The organism is Streptomyces lacaronensis, from assembly GCF_047337785.1.
In the GTDB taxonomy this organism is placed as follows: domain Bacteria; phylum Actinomycetota; class Actinomycetes; order Streptomycetales; family Streptomycetaceae; genus Streptomyces; species Streptomyces lycopersici.
The window spans coordinates 11,689,081-11,707,838 of the sequence record NZ_JBLHDK010000003.1 but is presented as its reverse complement, the minus strand read 5'-3'; the positions used below and the strand labels follow the sequence as shown (position 1 = coordinate 11,707,838).

Below are 18,758 nucleotides of genomic sequence, written 5' to 3'. Positions count from 1 at the left end.
GGCGGCTCACAGCCTGAGCTCCTCGGCGAACTCCAGGAGCTGGTGACGGAACCAGCGGTGGGCGGCGTCCTGGTTGTTACGGGGATGCCAGTACATGGCCTCGGTCAGCGTGGTCATGGGCACCGGCAGCGGCATCGTCCTGAGCCCCGACCCCGCGGCCTCATCCGCGAGGAGCCCCTGGAACACGGTGACCAGACGGGTCCCGGGCACAACATGGGGGGCCATGGCGAAGCCCCCGACGTCGGCGGCGACCCGGAGCCGGGCGCCCAGGCGGTCGAAGTGGGACTCCACGATCGAGGTCATCGGCCCGTTGACGCCGAGGAACGGCAGCTGTCGCAGCTCGTCGACGGTGATGGTGTCACCCACTCCGGGGTGGTTCTCGTCGACGGCCACCACGAACTCGTCGGTGAACAGCGTCTCGCTGAAGAAGCCGGACAGATTCTGGGCAAGGCTGGTCGGCCAGATCAGCAGATCGCACTGTCCCCGGCGGAGCTGGTCGATGAAGTCGGCCTGCGCGGGGAAGGTGTTGACGCGGATGTTCAGCGATTCCGCCTCCACCTTGCGCAGAATGGGCCTGATCAGCACCGTCTGGACGTAGTCGCTGGCGATCACGGTGAAGGTGCGAGGCGGGCCGGTGGCGGGATCGAAGGTCTTGCTCGCGCCCATGACGGCCTGAACCGCCGCCAGGGCCTCCTGCGTGGGCCGCACCAGCGACTCGGCCAACGGGGTCAGCGTCATCCCCCGCCCCTGTCTGACGAGCAGCGGATCTCCGAAATGGCTCCTCAGCCGGGCGAGCGAGGAGCTCATCGCCGGTTGGCCTACGAAGACCCGCTCCGCGGCCCTTGTCACGCTGCGTTCGGCCAGCAGAGCGTCCAGGGCGATGAGAATGTTGAGATCGATATTGCCAAGGTCATCCGACATACGCGCGCCGCTTTCCCAGGGGTCGGTCATGCCCGCCGGCATGGCGCCCGGCAGGGGGAGGCCCGCGCACGCGGACACCCGCGGGAACGGCCCCTTCCACATCTTCCGGTTCACCGCGGGCATAGCGGCGGCGAACCAGCAAACGCCAGGCGTTTACCCAGGATTCGCCGGTGGCGGAACTGCCCCAAGGCAGTTCCGCCACCGGTGTGTATCACCTTGGACGAGGCGGCGCCGCGCCTGCCTCACAGCGCCGTGTGCTCGTCCTCGGTCAGCCACTCGGCCACCAGGGCACTCGTCCGCGAGGCGTGCTCCTCCAGCAGGGTGAAGTGATCACCGGCCGTGGTGCGGACATCCGCACGCGCGACGACCGGCGCGGAACCGTCACCGGCCAGCAGCGGAACGTCGGCCCGTACGGACAGCACCGGCACCGGCAGCGGCGCCGCGGACCATTCCGCGAACAGATCGCAGTTCCACGCCATCGCCGACAACCCGGTACCGGTCAGGCCCCGCACGACGTCGCGGCGGTCCGTCATACCGCGCATCAGCGCGGCGACGAACTCGTCCATCCGTTCCGGCGAGGGCAGATACGTGTCCAGCAGGACGACCGACCGCAGCGGTGCGCCGCGTTCGCTCAGCAAAGCGGCCATCGCCAGGGCGAGCAGCCCTCCCGAGGAATACCCCACCAGGACGAACGGGTCGTCCCCGGTCCTGGCGAGGACCCGCTCGGTCTGCACCCGGGCCAGGACCTCCCCCGACTCCGCCAGTGGCTCGCCGTCGAGGAATCCCGGGGTGGCCAGGACGTCGACCGCGCGGCTGCCCCGGAACCCGGAGGCGAACCGGGCGTAGGTGTAGGCCCCCGCCAGCGGCACCATGGGGGTCGGACAGACCAGCCGGGGGGCTTCGGCACCCGACCCCAGCGGGGTGAAGGCGGGGGTGCCCGGTTCGGTGCGGAAGGTCGGGCGGTTGCGGGCGACCGTGCGCAGCAGGTCGAACGCCCGCTTCCCGTCGCCCGCCTCGAACGCCGTCGCGCACAGGTCGGCGACCAGGTCGGACGGCGGTGGTGCGGGCGCCGTCGCCACGGCGGGTTCGACGCTCAGCCGGGTCAGGAGGTGCCGGGCGAGCCGGGCCGGAGTCGGGTGGTCGAAGGCGATCGAGGTGGGCAGCCTGAGCGAGGTGGCCGAGGCGAGGCGGTTGCGCAGTTCGACAGCGGTCAGCGAGTCCAGGCCCAGCTCCGCGAACAGCCCTGCCGGGTCGACCTCCTCGGTGCCCGCGTAGCCGAGTACGTCGGCCGCCGTGGCGCGCACCGTCTCCAGCAGCCCCTCCTCGGTGCGTGCCGGCCTCGCGGCGGTGGTGCCCGCCGCCTTGCGCGGTCCGCGCACCAGCCCGGCCATCAGCCGGGGCGGGTCCGGCAGGTCGCGGAACACCGCCAGGTCCAGCCGAGCGGCGACGACCTGGGCGTCCCCGCCGGTGGCCACATGGTCGAAGATCGCGTGGCCCTGCTCCTCGGCCAGTGGCAGCAGGCCCGACCGCGTGAAGCGCGCGTGGTCCAGCCCCGCGGTCATCGCGCTGGGGAGGTCCCACAGCCCCCAGTCGATCGACACCGCGGGCAGGCCCCGCGCCCCGCGGTGCTGGGCGAGGGCGTCGAGTACGGCGTTGGCGGCGGCGTAGTTCCCCTGCCCGGCCGCGCCGAACACGCCCGCGGCCGAGGAGAACAGCACGAACGCGCTGAGGTCCAGGTCCTGGGTCAGCTCGTGCAGCAGGCGCGCGCCCCGGACCTTGGGCCGCAGCACCGTCTCCAGCCGGTCGGCGTCGAGTTCGCCGATGGTCGCGTCGTCGAGCACCCCCGCGGTGTGCACCACGGCCGTGAGCGGGTGCGCCGCCGGGACGGCGTCGAGGATCCGGCCCAGTGCCACGCGGTCGGCGATGTCGCAGGCGGCCACGGTGACCGAGGCGCCGGCCCCGGTCAGTTCGTCCCGCAGTTCGCGAGCCCCGGGCGCGTCGATCCCCGTGCGGCTCACCAGGACCAGGCTGCGCACGCCGCGTGCCCGTACGAGATGCCGGGCCAGCGACGCGCCGAGTCCGCCGGTGCCACCGGTGAGCAGCACGGTGCCGCCCGGGTCGAGGTCCCGGCCGACGGTCAGCACGACCTTGCCCACGTGCCTGGCCTGGCTCAGATAGCGGAACGCGCTCGGGGCCCGGCGTATGTCCCATGTGGTGACGGGCAGGGTCGCCAGCTTCCCGGTGTCGAACAGGGTGAGCAGTTCGGCCAGCATCTCGCCGATCCGCTCCTCCCCCGCGTCCGACAGGTCGAAGGGCAGATACTCCACGCCCGCGGGTCCGTCCTGGCGGATGTCGGTCCTGCCCATCTCCGCGAACCGGCCGCCCGGGCGCAGCAGCCGCAGTGAGGCGTCCACGAACTCGCCCGCGAGCGAGTTCAGCACGGCGTCCACACCCTTGCCGCCGGTGACCTCGGTGAAGGTCCGCTCGAAGTCGAGCGTCCGGGAGGAGGCGATGTGGTCCCGGGCGACTCCGAGTCCGGCGACGGCATCCTGTTTGGGCTCGCTCGCGGTGGCGAACACCTCGGCGCCCCACACCCTGGCGAGCTGGATCGCCGCCATCCCGACACCGCCCGCGCCCGAGTGCACCAGGATCCGCTGCCCCGGCTGGAGGCCGAGCAGATCGCGCAGTGCGTAATAGGCGGTGAGGAACACGGCGGGCACGCTCGCGGCCCGGGCGAAGCCCCAGCCGTCGGGCATCCGCGCCAGCAGACGCTGGTCGGTGACGGCCGTCGAGCCGAACGCGGCGTCGGCGAGGCCGAACACCCGGTCGCCGGGGCGCAGGGAGCGCACGCCGGGGCCGACGTCGAGCACGACCCCCGCGGCCTCCACACCGAGCCGGGTCAGGTCACCGGGCACCATGCCAAGGGTGATCAACACGTCCTTGAAGTTCACCCCGACGGCACGGACCGCGATGCGGACCTGCCCGTCGGTCAGCGGCTCGACCGTACGGGGGGTCAGCGCGAGATCGTCCAGGCTGCCGGTCGGCGAGGCGGTGAGGTTCCACGCCTCGCCGGCGGGCGGCTCCAGCGCGGCCGGCCGCCGGGTCAGCCGTGGCGCGTACCGGTCGGCACCCCGCAGGGCGACCTGCGGTTCGCCGGTCGCCAGGGCGTCGCGGAGGTCGGCCGTGGTCACGGGCCGGTCGCTGTCGAGCAGCACGAACCGTCCGGGGTGCTCGGACTGCGCGGTGCGCAGCAGCCCCCACACCGCGGCCCGGTCGGGCACCGGCTCGTCCGAGGGGCGCACGGCCACCGCGTGACGCGTCAGCACCACGAGCGGTTCGGGGCGGTCGGCGGTGATCACGGCCTGCACCGCGGCCAGGATCCGGTGCAGTGAGGACGCGTCGGCGGCCGTCAGCACGATCGACGTACCCGGGGGCACGGCGGACGGCTCGGGGAACGCGGGAACGCCGAGACCGTGGTCGGCCTCGGGGCCGTCGAGCACCGCCCACTCCCGGTCGGCGGCGGGTTCCGGCTCCGGAAGCGGCGCCCAGTCCACGGTGAACAGCGAGTCCGCGGGCAGGGCGCCCGTGCCCGGCCGGGCGAACGGCCGGGTGAGCAGCCGGCCCGCGCGGAACACGAGCGTTCCCTCGTGGTCGACGGCGGTGATCGACATCGCGTCGGGTCCGGCCGGGGCGAGGCGGACGAACAGCTCCCGTGCGCCATGTGCGTGCAGTTCGGCATCGGACCACAGGAACGGCAGCCCCGGCTCGTCCCCGCCGGCCAGCGTCATCGCCTGGCAGGCGGCGTCCAGCAGCGCGGGATGCAGCTGGAACCCGTCGGTGGGGACCGCGTCGGCCAGGGCCACCTCGGCGAACAGTTCGTCACCCGCCCGCCAGGCCGCGCGCATGCCGCGGAACGACTCGCCGTACCGGTAGCCGGCGCCGTCGAGTTCACCGTAGAAGGCGTCCAGTGGGACCGGTTCGGCGTCGGGCGGCAACAGCAGTGTCCCCGGAGGCACCGGCGACGCCGGCGCCGAGAGCCGGCCGGTGGCGTGCCGCGCCCAGTCGTGCTCGCCCCGGCTGTGCACGGAGAACGGCCGGTCCCCCGACGCGTCGGGGCCGTGCACGGTCAGCTGGATCCGGGTGTCGCCGCCGGTCAGTACCAGCGGCGCTTCCAGGACGAGTTCGGCGACCTTGTGGCAGCCGGTCTCGTCCGCGGCCCGGACCGCCATCTCCAGGAACGCCGTGCCCGGCAGCAGCACCGAGTCCCGCACCACATGGTCGGCCAGCCATGGGTGGGTCCGGGTGGAGAGGGTGCTGGTGAACACCACGTCCGAGGAGCCCGCGAGCTCTTCGGCGGGGCCCAGCAGCGGGTGTGTCTGGCCGGGGCGCCGCGGTGGCCTGGCCGTCGGCCAGAACCGCTTGCGCTGGAAGGCGTACGTCGGCAGCGCGACGGCCCTGCCACCGGGCAGCGCGGGGCTCCAGTCCACGGCCACCCCGTGGGTGTGCGCGTCGGCGAGCGAGCGCAGGAAGCGGTCCATGTCGCCGTCGTCGCGGCGCAGCGAGGCGACGGTGTGCACGGGCTGGTCCAGCGCTTCCGCCGTCTGGTGGAGGGCCGCCGCCAGCAGCGGGCGCGGGCTCATCTCGATGAACACCGTGTGCCCGTCCTCGATCAGCCGGCGGCCGGCGGTCTCGAACAGCACCGGGTTGCGCAGATTGCGGTACCAGTAGTGCGCGTCGAGGGCCGCGGTGTCCAGCTTCCCCCCGGTGACCGTGGAGTAGAACGGGATGCCGACGCCCTTCGGGCCCAGTCCGGCCAGCTCTCCGAGCAGCGCGTCCTCGGCCGCCTCGACGGCGGAGGTGTGCGAGGCGTAGTCCATCGGCACTCGTTTGGCCGCGGGTACGGCTTCCAGCACGCGCTCGAGCGCGCTGTTGGTCCCGGCGACCACCGTGGACGACGGCCCGTTGAACGCGGCGATCTCGACACCGTCGAAGCGCACGTGTTCGGCGGCGACCGGAACGGACAGCACTCCTTGATCACCGGACAGACGGTCGGCGATCACGCGGCCGCGTCGCACGACCGCGACCGCCGCCTGTTCGACCGTCAGCGCGCCCGCCACGCACGCGGCGGCGTACTCACCGAGGGAATGCCCGACCACGGCGGCCGGGGTCACGCCGTAGGACTCCCACAGCCGGGCCAGCGACACCATGACCGCGAACAGGGCGGGCTGGACGACGTCGGCCCGCCGCAGCATGTCCTCCTCGCCGAGCACCTCCAGCAGGTCCCAGTCGGCCTCGGTGGCGATCGCCCGCGCGCATTCGGCCATCGAGGCCGCGAACACCGGCGAGGACTCGATCAGCGCGCGTCCCATCCCCGCCCAGCTGGAGCCCTGGCCGGGGAAGACGAAGACGGGGCGCGGATCCTGGCCGGCGGTCACGGCGGAGACCACCGAGGGTGCGGAGGCGCCGCTCGCCAGCGCGGTGAGTCCGGCGGCCAGCTCGGCGCGGTCCCGGCCGAGGACCACGGCCCGATGGGACTGCTGCGAGCGCGTGGTGACCAACGACCAGCCGATGTCGACCGGATCGGTCCCGCCGTCCAGCAGCACGGACAGCCGCCTCGCCTGCTCCGCGAGGGCTTCCGGCCCTCGGCCGGACACGGCCAGCGGGATCAGCGCCGTCTCCCCGGTCGCCCGTGGCTCGGTGGGCGGTGGGGCGTCCGTTTCCAGCACGACGTGCGCGTTGGTGCCCGAGATGCCGAACGCGGAGACCCCGGCCCGGCGCGGTGCGCCGGTGTCGGGCCACGCGGTCCTGCCGCGGGCCAGTTCGACGCTGCCCGCCGTCCAGTCCACATGGGACGACGCCGTGCCGGCGTGCAGGGTCGCGGGCACCGTGCCGTGGTGCAGGGCCAGCGCCGTCTTGATCACGCCCGCGACGCCGGCGGCCGCCTGGGTGTGGCCGATGTTGGACTTCAGCGTCCCGATGAGCAGCGGCCGTGCCCGGTCCTGCCCATAGGCCGCCAGCAGGGCGTGTGCCTCGATCGGGTCGCCGAGTGGTGTCCCGGTGCCATGGGCCTCGACCACGTCGACGGCCCCGGCGGACAGGCGCGCGTTCGCCAGGGCCTGGCGGATGACCTCCCGCTGGGCACGGCCGTTGGGCGCCGACAGGCCATTGGACAGCCCGTCCTGATTGATCGCCGAACCACGCACCACGGCCCATACGCGGCGTCCCGCAGCACGGGCGTCGGACAGCCGCTGCAGTACGAGCATGCCCGCGCCCTCGGCGAATCCGGTGCCGTCGGCGGAGTCGGAGAACGCCTTGCACAGGCCGTCGGGGGCGAGTCCGCCCTGGCGGGAGAACTCGGCCAGGCCGGTGGGGGTGGTCATGACCGTCACCCCTCCCACGAGCGCCGTGGCGCACTCGCCGTTCCGCAGGGACTGCGCGGCCAGGTGCAGGGCGACCAGACCGGAGGAGCACGCCGTGTCGACGGTGACGGCGGGTCCCTCGAGTCCGAGCGCGTACGCGACCCGGCCGGAGAGCACCGAGCCCGCGCTGCCCGTGCCCGCGTGACCGGCGGCGTTGTCGGCCGCGGCCCCGGTCAGGAGCGCGTAGTAGTCCTGGCCGGTGCTGCCGAGGAACACACCGGTGCGGCTGCCGGCCAGACTGCCGGGCGCGATGCCGCCGTGCTCCAGCGCCTCCCACGAGGTCTCCAGGACCAGCCGCTGCTGCGGGTCCATGGCCATGGCCTCCCTGGGGGAGATCCCGAAGAACTCCGCGTCGAAGGCCGCGATGTCGTCCAGGTAGGAGGCCGTGGTCACACAGTCCGCGGGCAGGGCGGCGAGGTCCCACCCCCGCTCGGGCGGCGGCGGTCCCACCGTGGTGCGTTCCTCGGCCAGCAGGTCCCACAGCTCGTCGGGCGAGGTGACGCCGCCGGGAAGGCGGCAGGCCATTCCGACGATGACGACGGGATCGGTGGTGAGGTCCGGGCCGGCCACCGGGTTCGCCGGGGACCCGTCCGGAGTGCCGCCGCCGAGCTCCGCGCGCACGTGGTCGGCGAGCGCGGCGGGCGTCGGGTGGTCGTAGACCACGGTGGTCACCAGGGACAGCCCCGTCACGGCGTTGAGGCGGTTGCGGAACTCGACGGCGGTCACCGAGTCGAATCCCAGTTCGCTGAACGGCCGGTACGGCTCGACGCGCGTCCCGGAGGCGTAGCCGAGGACCGCCGCGGTCTGGGCGCGGACGACCGCGAGCGGGTCGGTCGCCTCCGCCGGAGCGGTCTGAGTGGTGAGCAGCGCCCTGACCTCGGGGATCCGCGAGAGCGCCGGATTCGGCCGGGACGCGGTGACCGCCGTGTGATACCGGTCCCACGCGATGTCGGCCAGCACGATCGCGGCGTCACCGTGTTCCACCGCCGTCCGCATCGCCGCTGTCGCGTCCCGCGGGGACATTCCCGGTACTCCGTGCCGTCGCGCGGCCTCTCCGAGGGGGCCGTCGCCCATCCCGTCCCCGGCCCACACGCCCCAGCCGATCGACGTGGCCGGCAGCCCCTCGGCCCGGCGCCGTTCGGCCAGCGCGTCCAGGTAGGCGTTGGCCGGTGCGTAGGTGCCCTGGCCCGCGGCGCCGACCGTGCCGGCGAGCGAGGAGAACAGCACGAACGCGTCGAGGTCCAGGTCGCGGGTGAGCTCGTGCAGATTGGCCGCGCCCCGTGCCTTGACCGCGAAGACCCGGTCGAACTGCTCCATGGTCAGGGCGTCGATCGCGGCGTCGTCCAGTACGGCGGCGGTGTGCACCACGGTACGCAGCGGTGTCGCCGGGTCGATGGAGTCGATCACTCGGGCGAGGGCGGCGCGGTCGGACAGGTCGCAGGGGACGATGCTCAGTCGCGTCCCCGAGTCGGCGAGGTCCGCGGCCAGTTCGCTCGCGCCGGGAGCGTCGGTCCCGCGCCTGTTCACCACGATCACGCGCTCCGCGCCCTCGGCCGCCAGCCAGCGCACGACATGCCTGCCGAGCCCGCCGGTGCCACCGGTCACCAGGGCGGTGCCGCGGACCTGCCAGTCCCCTCCGCTCTCCGGGGGCGCGGGGGCGCGCACGATCCGCCGCCCGAACGCTCCGTTCCGGTCGATGCGGACCTGGTCCTCGTGGGTGTCGCCCAACAGCACGGCGGCGATCCGGCGTTGGCCGGTGTCGTCCAGCGGCTGTGGCAGATCGATGAGACCGCCCCAGGCGCGCGGCCGCTCGAACCCGGCCACCCTGCCGAATCCCCAGGTCATCGCCTGCGCCGGGGATCGTGTCGCGTCCCTGGTCACGCACCACAGCGGTGCTTCGACGCCCGCCGCGCCCAACTGCCGCAGCAGCCGCACGGTCCGGGCGAAGCCCCCGGGGACGGCGGGGTGGTCCGGCTCGGGGTCCTCGTCGTGGGCCAGCAGCGCGAGGACACCGGCCGGCTCGGGGAGGGCGGCGAGGCCGAGCTCGCCCGGCGCCCGGACCACCACCTCGGCGCCGTACCGCCGCAGCGCGTCGAGGACGCTGTCGGACCAGGCGTCGGCCCGGTCCGTGACGACCAGCCAGGTGCCGGACAGTACCGGATCGGCGGACAGCCGCAGCGGCGTCCAGTCGGTCCGGTACCGCAGCCGGTCGAGGGGGCTCGCCGCCGGTGCGGGGTCCCCGGTGGTCCGCTCCGCGGGGGTCACCCAGTAGCGCTCTCGCTGGAACGGATACGTCGGCAGGTCCACGGCGCGGGCCTCGGGCAGCGCCGCGGTCCAGTCCACCGGCAGGCCGTGCAGGTCGGCGGCGGCCAGCGAGGCCAGCATCCGGTGCAGCCCGCCGTCGTCACGGCGCAGGGTGTCCAGCACCGGGCCCGCGGCGGTGATGTGCGCGAGCACCGGGTGCGGGCTGACCTCGACCATGAGCCCGTGTCCGTCCCGAACGAGGACGTCCACCGTGTCCGCGAAGTTCACCGTCCGCCGCAGGTTGCGGCACCAGTACCCGGCGTCCAGCTCCTCCGTGTCCAGGCGGGAGGTGGTCACCGTGGAGTAGAACGGCACCTTCCCCGGGCGGGGCCGGACCGGTGCCAGCGCCGCCAGCAGATCGGCCTCGATCCCGTCGACATGCGGCGAGTGGGCGGCGAAGTCCACCCCGGCGAGCCGCCAGCGCATGATCCCGGCGGCGGACAGCCGGCGCTCGATGCCGTCCAGCGCCGCCGGGTCACCGGAGATGGTCACGTTCTGCGGCCCGTTGACTGCCGCGATGGACACGGCGTCGTTCCCGCCGTCCGCCAGCAGTTCGCGTACGCGGTCCGGCGAGGCCATCACCGTCATCATCGCGCCGCGTCCGGACAGCCGCTCGTGGATGAGGCGGCTGCGCAGCGCCACGACACGGGCGCCGTCCTCCAGGGACAGGCCACCGCTGACGCAGGCGGCGGCGATCTCGCCCTGGGAATGGCCGATCACCGCGGCGGGCTCGACACCGAACGAGCGCCACAGCGCGGCGAGCGAGACCATGACCGCCCACAGCGCCGGCTGTACGACCTCGGCCCGGGCCAGCGCCCGCTCGTCGGACAGCGCCTCCCGCAGCGACCAGTCGACGTATGCGGACAGTGCCTTCTCACACTCCCGCATGGCCTCGGCGAACACCGGTGACTCGTCCCACAGCCGCGCGCCCATCGCGGTCCACTGGGAGCCGTGACCGGGGAAGACGAACGCGACCCGCTCCCGGCGGGGCGGCCGTCCGGTACCGAGCGCCCGCTCTCCCAGGGCGACGGCGTGCAGCGCCTCGAGCGCCTCTCCACGGCTCCGCACCGGCAGCACGGCCCGGTGCGGAAACCGGGCACGCGTGGTCGCCAGCGTGAACGCGACATCGGCGAGCGGCTCCTCGCGCTCCAGCAGACGCGCGCGCAGCCGGGCCGCCTGGGCCCGCAGGGCGCTGTCGGTCCTGCCGGACAGGATGAGCGGCACCGGGCCGGAGAGCTCGGCGCGGGGCCGCTCCTCGGGCGCGGGCACGCTCTCGACGATGACGTGCGCGTTGGTCCCGCTGATCCCGAACGAGGAGATACCGGCCCGGCGCGGGCGGTCGGCGGCGGGCCATGGCCGGGCCTCGCGCAGCAGGCGCACCGGGCCGGTGGACCAGTCGACGTGCCGGGAGGGCCGCTCGACATGCAGGGTCTTCGGCAGCCGGCCCGCGCGCAGCGCCTGCACCATCTTGATCAGGCCGACCAGACCGGCGGCCGACTGGGTGTGTCCGACGTTGGACTTCACCGAGCCCAGCCACAGGGGGTGCTCGCGGTTCCGGCCGTAGGTGGCCAGCAGGGCGTCCGCCTCGATCGGGTCGCCCAGGGTGGTGCCGGTGCCGTGCGCCTCGACGGCGTCGACCTCGTCGGCGCGTACCCCCGCGTCGGCGAGTGCCTGCCGGATCACCTCTTCCTGCGCGGCGCCGTTCGGCGCGGACAGCCCGTTGGAGGCGCCGTCCTGGTTGATGGCGGACCCGCGCACCACGGCGAGTACCGGATGTCCGAGCCGCCGGGCGTCGGACAGCCGCTCGACGAGCACCGCGGCGACGCCCTCGCCGAAGTTGGTGCCGTCGGCGGCGTCGGCGAACGCCTTGCAGCGGCCGTCGGCGGCCAGGCCGCCCTGCTTGGCGATCTCGACGAAGCCGTATGGCGCGGACATCACCGAGACGCCGGCGACCAGCGCCTTCGAGCAGTCGCCTGTGCGCAGCGCCTGGGTGGCCAGGTGCAGGGCGACCAGGCCCGAGGAGCAGGCGGTGTCGACGGTGACGGCGGGCCCGCGCAGGCCGAAGGCGTAGGCGATCCGTCCGGAGGTGACGCTCGGCGCGGTACCGGTGGCGACATAGCCTTCCGCGGCGTCCGGGTTGTCCAGGAGGCGGATCAGGTAGTCGCCCGGTCCGGCGCCGACGAATACGCCGGTGCCGCTGTCCCGCAGGGCGTCGGGCGCGAATCCGGCACGTTCGAACACCTCCCAGGAGGCCTCCAGCAGCAGCCGCTGCTGAGGGTCCATCGCGGCCGCTTCGCGGGGGGAGATGCCGAACAGGTTCGCGTCGAATCCGCCCACGTCGTCGACGAAGTACGCGTCCGTGACAAAGGGGCTGAGGGACTCCAGGTCCCAGTTCCGGTCCCGGGGCAGGGGCGTGAGCACGTCCGTGCCGGAGTCGACCAGCTGCCACAGCTTCTCCGGCGAGTCGGCGCCGCCGGGCAGCCGGCAGGCCATCGCCACCACGGCGATCGGCTCCGTGGCCGCTTCGGTCAGTTCCCGGTTGTGCTCCCGCAGTCGCTCGGCCTCCTTGACCGATGAGCGCAGCGCGTCGACGAGGCGGTCGGGTGAGACGGTCATGTCGGTCATCCTTCGGAGGTGTGCGGTTCGGCCGTGCCGAGCGCGAGGGACATCAGCTCCTCCACGCCGAGGCCGTCGATGTCCACGTCGGTGAGCGCCCCGTCGCGCGTTCGCTCCTCCCCGGCCTGTTCCGAAGCCGCGTCCGCCTGAGGCGCGTCGGTCTCGGGCGCGTCGGCTTCGGGAAACAGCTCGGCGGCCAGCTTCCGGGCCAGTGCCTGGGGGTTGGGGTTGCTGAACACCGTCGTGGCGGGCAGCCGGAGCCCCGTCGCCGCGTTGAGGCGGTTGCGCAGTTCGACCGCGCTGAGCGAGTCGAAACCGATCTCGCCGAACGCCCTCAGCGGGTCCACCCGGTCGGCGTCGTGCCCGAGCACGGCGGCCGTGTGCGCGCACACCAGGTCGGTCAGCACCTGTACCCGCTCGGCGGCGGGGACATCGGCCAGCAGGTCGGCGGTCGAGGTCTCGGCGACGGGTGCCGCGGCGACCACCCGGCGTACCCGACGGCGTACCAGGTCGCGCCACAGCGGCGGCGGTTCCGTCTCGCCGGACGGGTCGACGTCGATGGGCAGCAGCAGTGCCTCGTCGCGGGAGAGCGCTTGGTCGAACAGGTCCAGCGCGGCCACCGCGGACAGGGCGCGGACACCGGAGCGGGCGATTCTCGCCCGGCCGGTCTCGCCGAGGGTCGCGGTCAGATCGCTGGTGTCCGCCCAGAGCCCCCAGGCAAGCGACTGGGCGGGCAGGCCCTCGGCGGCCCTGCGTTCGGCCAGTGCGTCGAGGAACGCGTTGGCGGCGGCGTAGTTCGCCTGACCGGCGTTGCCGGTGACGCCCGCCGCCGAGGAGAACAGCACAAAGCCCGCGAGGTCGTCCGGCCGGGTCAGCTCGTCGAGTACCGCGGCGCCGTCGACCTTGGGGCGGAACACCGCGTCGACGTCCGCCCGGCCGAGCGAGCCGACCAGACCGTCGCTGAGGGCACCGGCGGCGTGCACGACGGCGGTGAGGGGGCGCTGTGGCGGTATCGCGGCCAGGACGCCGCGCACCGCCTCCCGGTCGGCGACGTCGCAGGCCGCGAAGGTCACCGAGGACGCGCCGAGGGCGGTGAGCTCCGCCTCCAGCGCGGCGGCTGTCTCCGCCTCCCGCCCCCGGCGGCTGAGCAGCAGCAGGTGCCGGACCCCGCGCTCGGCGACCAGGTGCCGGGCGAGTACGCCGCCCAGCGTGCCGCTCGCGCCGGTGAGCAGCACCGTCCCCGCCGGATCCCACGGCCGGGGCACGGTGAGGACGACCTTGCCGACGTGGCGCGCCTGGCTGACGTACCGCAGCGCCTCCGCGGCACGGCGGACGTCCCACGCGCTGACCGGCAGCGGGGTCAGCGCCCCCTGCCCGATCAGGGCGGCCAGTTCGGCCAGCATCGCCTGGATCCGGTCGGCACCGGCGTCGAGGACCAAGTCGAACGCCCGGTAGCGCACCGAGGGGTGGCGCAGGCCGACCTCGTCGGCGTCGCGGATGTCGGTCTTGCCCATCTCCAGGAACCGGCCGCCCTCGGCGGTCAGCCGCAGGGAGGCGTCGACGAACTCGCCGGTCAGCGAGTTCAGTACGACATCGATCCGGTGCTCCCCGAGCACCTCCCGGAAGGCGCTCTCGAACCGTGTGGTCCGCGAGGACGCCAGGTGGGACGCGCTGACACCGGCGGCCCGCACCTCGGACCACTTCGCCGGGCCGGCCGTGGCGAACACCTCGGCCCCCAGGTGCCGTGCGATCCGCACCGCGGCCATGCCGACGCCGCCGGCCGCCGCGTGGATCAGCACCCGGTCACCGGGCCGGACGCCTCCGAGGTCGGTCAGCCCGTAGTAGGCGGTGAGGAAGGCGACCGGCGCCGCCGCTCCCTGGGCGTACGTCCACCCGGTGGGCAGAGGTACCAGCGTGCGGTGGTCGGCCACGGCGACCGGTCCGGCGTAGGCGCCGGTGACCAGCCCCATCACCCGGTCGCCGACCGAGAAGCCGGTGACGCCCGGCCCGACCTCGGTGACCACACCGGCCGCCTCGCCGCCCGCGGGCCGGTCCCCACCGGGCACGACGTCGAGCGCGACCAGGACTTCCCGGAAGTTGACGCCCATCGCGCGTACGGACAGGCGGACCTGGCCCCCCGTCAGCGGCGCCAGCGCGTCGGGCGCGGGCACGATGCCCAGGTCTTCCAGGGTGTCGGCGGAGTCCAGGTCCACGCTCCACGCCTCGGCGTCCGCGGGCGCGGTGAGGGCGGGCAGGGGGGCGTGCTCCGCGAGGCGGGGCACGAACAGCCCGTCGCCCCGCACGGCGACGACGGGTTCGTCACCGGGGATGACGGCGGCGGGCGGCAGCACCGGCGGATCGGCGTCGGGATCGAGGTCGATGACCAGGAAGCGCCCAGGGTGCTCGCTCTGCGCCGAACGGATGAACCCGGCGGCGGTGGCCGAGGCGGGATCGGGCCCCCGGCGCTGGCCGGCCGGGAACGCTCCCCTGGTCACGAACGCGAGCGTCGCGGCGGCGAACGTGTCGTCGGACAGCCAGGTCCGGATGGCGTCCATGGCAAGTCCGGTGAGCTCGTACCCGTCGGCCACCGCGTCGCCGGACCGCGGCACGAGAGGCAGCAGAACGACATCGGGCGCGGCGCCGGTGCCCATCGCGGCCGCCAGCGTGTCCAGCCCGGCGTACGGGTGGGCGTCGAGACCGTCGAAGGGGGACGGGGCGGGCTCCACGGACCCCGGCCGACCCTGAAGGACGGCCGTCCTCGGCGGGGACGAGGTGTCCGCGGGCGCCTGTGCCCAGGTGTCCACGGGCGCCGGTACCCAGTCGACGCGCAGCAGCTTCGCGGTCGAACCGCGGTGGGTGGACATCGGCCTGCCCGCGGGGAGCTTCATGGTGACGACCTCGCCGATGGCCAGCACCTGGAGGCCCCGGGAGTCGGTGGCCAGCAATGACACACCGCTGTCGCCCCGGGGCTCCATCCGCATGCGCAGCGCGCGGGCGCCGGAGGCGGACACCGAGATGTCCGACCAGGTGAACGGCAGGAACGTCTGGCCCTCCGCCATGCTGCCGTGCGCCATCACCTGGAGCGCCGCGTCCAGCAGGACCGGATGGAGCACAAAGCCCTCGGGGGAGGCCCCTTCCGGCAGGGCGATCTCCGCGTAGCGCACCTCCCCGTCGCGCCACACCCGTCGAACCCCCTGGAACATCGGCCCGTACCGGAGGCCGTCCGCCGCGAGGGCGTCGTAGAAGTCTCCGAGGTCCGCCTCGACGGCGCCCGGGGGTGGCCATGCCTCCCAGCCCGGGGGTGCCGGGGCGGGTTCGCGGGCCACGGTCGCGGTCGCGTGCAGCACCCATGCCGTCGAGGTGCCTGCCGCGCGCGAGTGCACCGTCACCTCACGGCGTCCGGCGCGGTCGCCTCCGACGGCCACTTGGACGTCGACCCGCTCATGGCCTTCGAACACCAGCGGTGTGTGCAGGGTCAGTTCCCCGACGCGCCCGCAGTCGGCCTCGTCCGCCGCCCTGAGCACCATCTCCACGAAGCCCGCGCCGGGGAACATCACCGAGCCGAGCACGGTGTGATCGACCAGCCAGGGGTGGGAATCGACGGACAACGAGCCGGTCAGCACGGTGCTCCCGGTCTCGGCGACCTCCAGCACCGCGCCGAGCAGGCCGTGTTCGGCACCGGCCAGGCCGACCGTGGACACGTCGCCGCCTCCGGCGTCGGTGAGCCAGTACCGCTCACGCTGGAAGGCGTAGGTGGGCAGGTCGACGAAGGCGGGCGGGCGGTGTGCCCACAGCGGGCCGAAGTCCACCGTCGCGCCGCCGGCGAACGCCGTGGACAGCGCACGCAGAAACTGGTCCATGCCACCGGACCGGCGGCGCAGCGTGCCCACCGCCGTCGCGGTGACGTCCATCTCCGCGAGCGTGTCCTGCACCCCGGGCAGTACCACGGGATGGCTGCTGACCTCGATGAACGTGTCGAAGCCCGCATCGGCGAGGCCACGTACCGCGGAGTCGAGTCGAACGGGTCGGCGCAGGTTCCGCAGCCAGTACGCGGCGTCCAGCGCGGCGGTGGGCTCGAACCGCCCGGTCACCGTGGAGAAGAACGGCACCGTGGCCTGGCGGGGAGTGATGGTGTCCAGGGCGCGCAGCAGCTCATCGGCGAGGATGTCGACCTGCGCGGAGTGGGAGGCGTAGTCCACGTCGATCCGCCGGGCCCGTACGTCCTCTTCGGCGCAGTGGGACATCAGGTCGTCGAGGTCCCCGGGCGCGCCGGACACGACCACCGAGAGCGGGCCGTTGACCGCCGCTATCGACAGTTCCGCGGCCCGGGACGCGATCAGGTCCTCCACCTCGGGCAGGGGCAGTGGCAGCGACACCATCCCGCCATGCCCGGCCAGCTCCTGTGCGATCAGCCTCGACCGCACGCACACCACCCGCGCGGCGTCCTCCAGTGACAAGGCCCCCGCCACGCATGCCGCCGCGATCTCCCCCTGCGAATGCCCCACCACCGCCGCGGGCCGGACCCCGAACGACCGCCACAACCGCGCCAGCGACACCATCACCGCGAACAGCACCGGCTGCACCACATCGACCCGCCCCAGCGCCTTCTCATCCCCCAGCACATCCGCCGGCGACCAGTCCACGAACGGCGCCAGCGCCGCCGCACACTCCTCCATCGCCTCGGCGAACACCGGCGACGACTCCCACAACTCCGCCGCCATGCCCACCCACTGCGATCCCTGTCCCGGGAACACGAACACGGCATCGTGGGCCCCGGCACGCGCGGTGCCGGTGACGACGTCCGCGCTGGGCTGTCCGTCGGCCACGGCACGCAGGGCGGCGCGCGCCTGGGCGACGGTGCTCACCACCGACACCGCGCGGGTGCGCAGTGTGGCCCTGGTGGTGCTCAGCGCACGGGCGAGGTCGGTCAGGTCGTGGTCGACGACGTCGAGCAGCCGTCCGGCCTGCGCCCGCAGTGCCGCCGGGGTGCTGGCCGTGAGCACCAGCGGCACCACGGCGTTGTCCGGCCGGGACGGCACGGTGCCGGAGCTCGGTGCCCCGGGCCGCGCGGCCGGTTCCGGTCCGGCCTGTTCGAGGATGAGGTGCGCGTTCGTGCCCGACGCCCCGAAGGAGGAGACGGCGGCGCGGCGGGGACGGTCCAGCACCGGCCACGCACGCGCCTCCGTCAGCACCCGCACCGATCCCCACTCCACCTTCGAGGACGGCACATCCACATGCAACGACCGCGGCAACACCCCACACCGCAACGCCATCACCATCTTGATCACACCAGCCACACCCGCAGCCGCCTGCGCATGACCGATATTCGACTTCACCGACCCCAACCACAACGGCTCACCACCCACCCGCCGCCCATACGTCCCCACCAACGCACCCGCCTCAATCGGATCCCCCAACACCGTCCCCGTCCCATGCCCCTCCACCACATCCACATCCCCCACCGACAACCCACCCGAAGCCAACGCCGCCCGAATCACCCGCTCCTGCGCCACCCCCGACGGCGCCGTCAACCCATTCGACGCCCCATCCTGATTCACCGCGGAACCCCGCACCACCGCCAACACCCGACGCCCACAAGCCACCGCATCCGACAACCGCTCCAACACCACCAACCCCGCACCCTCAGAAAACCCCGTCCCATCCGCACCCTCCCCGAACGACTTACACCGACCATCCACCGCCAACCCCCGCTGCCGCGAAAACTCCACGAAGGCGGCAGGCGTGAACATCTGCGTCGCTCCGCCGGCGAGCGCGAGATCGCACTCCCCGCGGCGCAGCGACTCCGCGGCCAGATGCAACGCCACCAGCGAGGACGAGCACGTGGTGTCGAGGGTCATGGCGGGCCCTTCCAGGCCCAGGGTGTAGGCGATACGGCCGGAGGCGACGCCACCGGAGTTGCCGGTGCCGAGGTATCCCTCCAGCTCGTCGGGGACGCCGGTGAGGCGGTCGACGTAGTTGTGGTACATGACCCCGGTGAACACGCCCGTCCGGCTGCCGCGCAGCGAATCCGGGGCGATGCCCGACCGTTCCAGGGCCTCCCACGCCAGTTCCAGCAGCACACGGTGTTGCGGGTCGGTGGCCAGCGCCTCCCTGGGCGAGATGCCGAAGTGTTCGGCGTCGAACCAGTCGCCGTCGGTGAGGAAGCCACCGTGTCCGACGTAGGACTTGCCACGGCTGGCGGGGTCGTCGTCCAGGAGCCCGTCCAGGGTCCAGCCCCGGTCGGTGGGCAGCGGTGTGATGGCGTCGCGCTCGTCGGCGACGAGCTGCCACAGCTCCTCCGGTGAGCTGATCCCGCCGGGATACCGGCAGGCCATGCCCACGATCGCGAGGGGCTCGCGCGCGGTTGACTCGTGCTCCTTCAGGCGCTTACGGGCCTCGTGCAGTTCGGCCGTGACCCAGCGCAGGTGGTTGAGCAGTTCATCCTCGTTCGGCATAAGCGGGAGATCTCCGTGAGACGGTCTGAGAGGGCGGGGAACG

The 18,758-nt window shown here is 73.6% G+C and carries 1 protein-coding gene and 2 pseudogenes; all 3 read right to left on the bottom strand.

Annotation, left to right across the window (positions count from 1 at the left end):
- Positions 1 to 6 precede the first annotated feature (6 nt).
- Positions 7 to 921: a LysR family transcriptional regulator gene (locus ACMTAK_RS50135; RefSeq protein WP_413812377.1), complete on the bottom strand. Its 915-nt coding sequence runs from the start codon at positions 919 to 921 to the stop codon at positions 7 to 9.
- A 242-nt stretch (positions 922 to 1,163) separates the two neighbouring features.
- Positions 1,164 to 12,245 (bottom strand): annotated as a pseudogene (locus ACMTAK_RS50130) (SDR family NAD(P)-dependent oxidoreductase); the annotation flags it as partial.
- 20 nt (positions 12,246 to 12,265) lie between these two features.
- Positions 12,266 to 18,694 (bottom strand): annotated as a pseudogene (locus tag ACMTAK_RS50125) (type I polyketide synthase); the annotation flags it as partial.
- Positions 18,695 to 18,758 lie beyond the last annotated feature (64 nt).

Excerpts from the sequence above, each read along its gene's own strand:
- ACMTAK_RS50135 (WP_413812377.1), bottom strand. The coding sequence starts at position 921 with ATGTCGGATGACCTTGGCAATATCGATCTCAACATTCTCATCGCCCTG.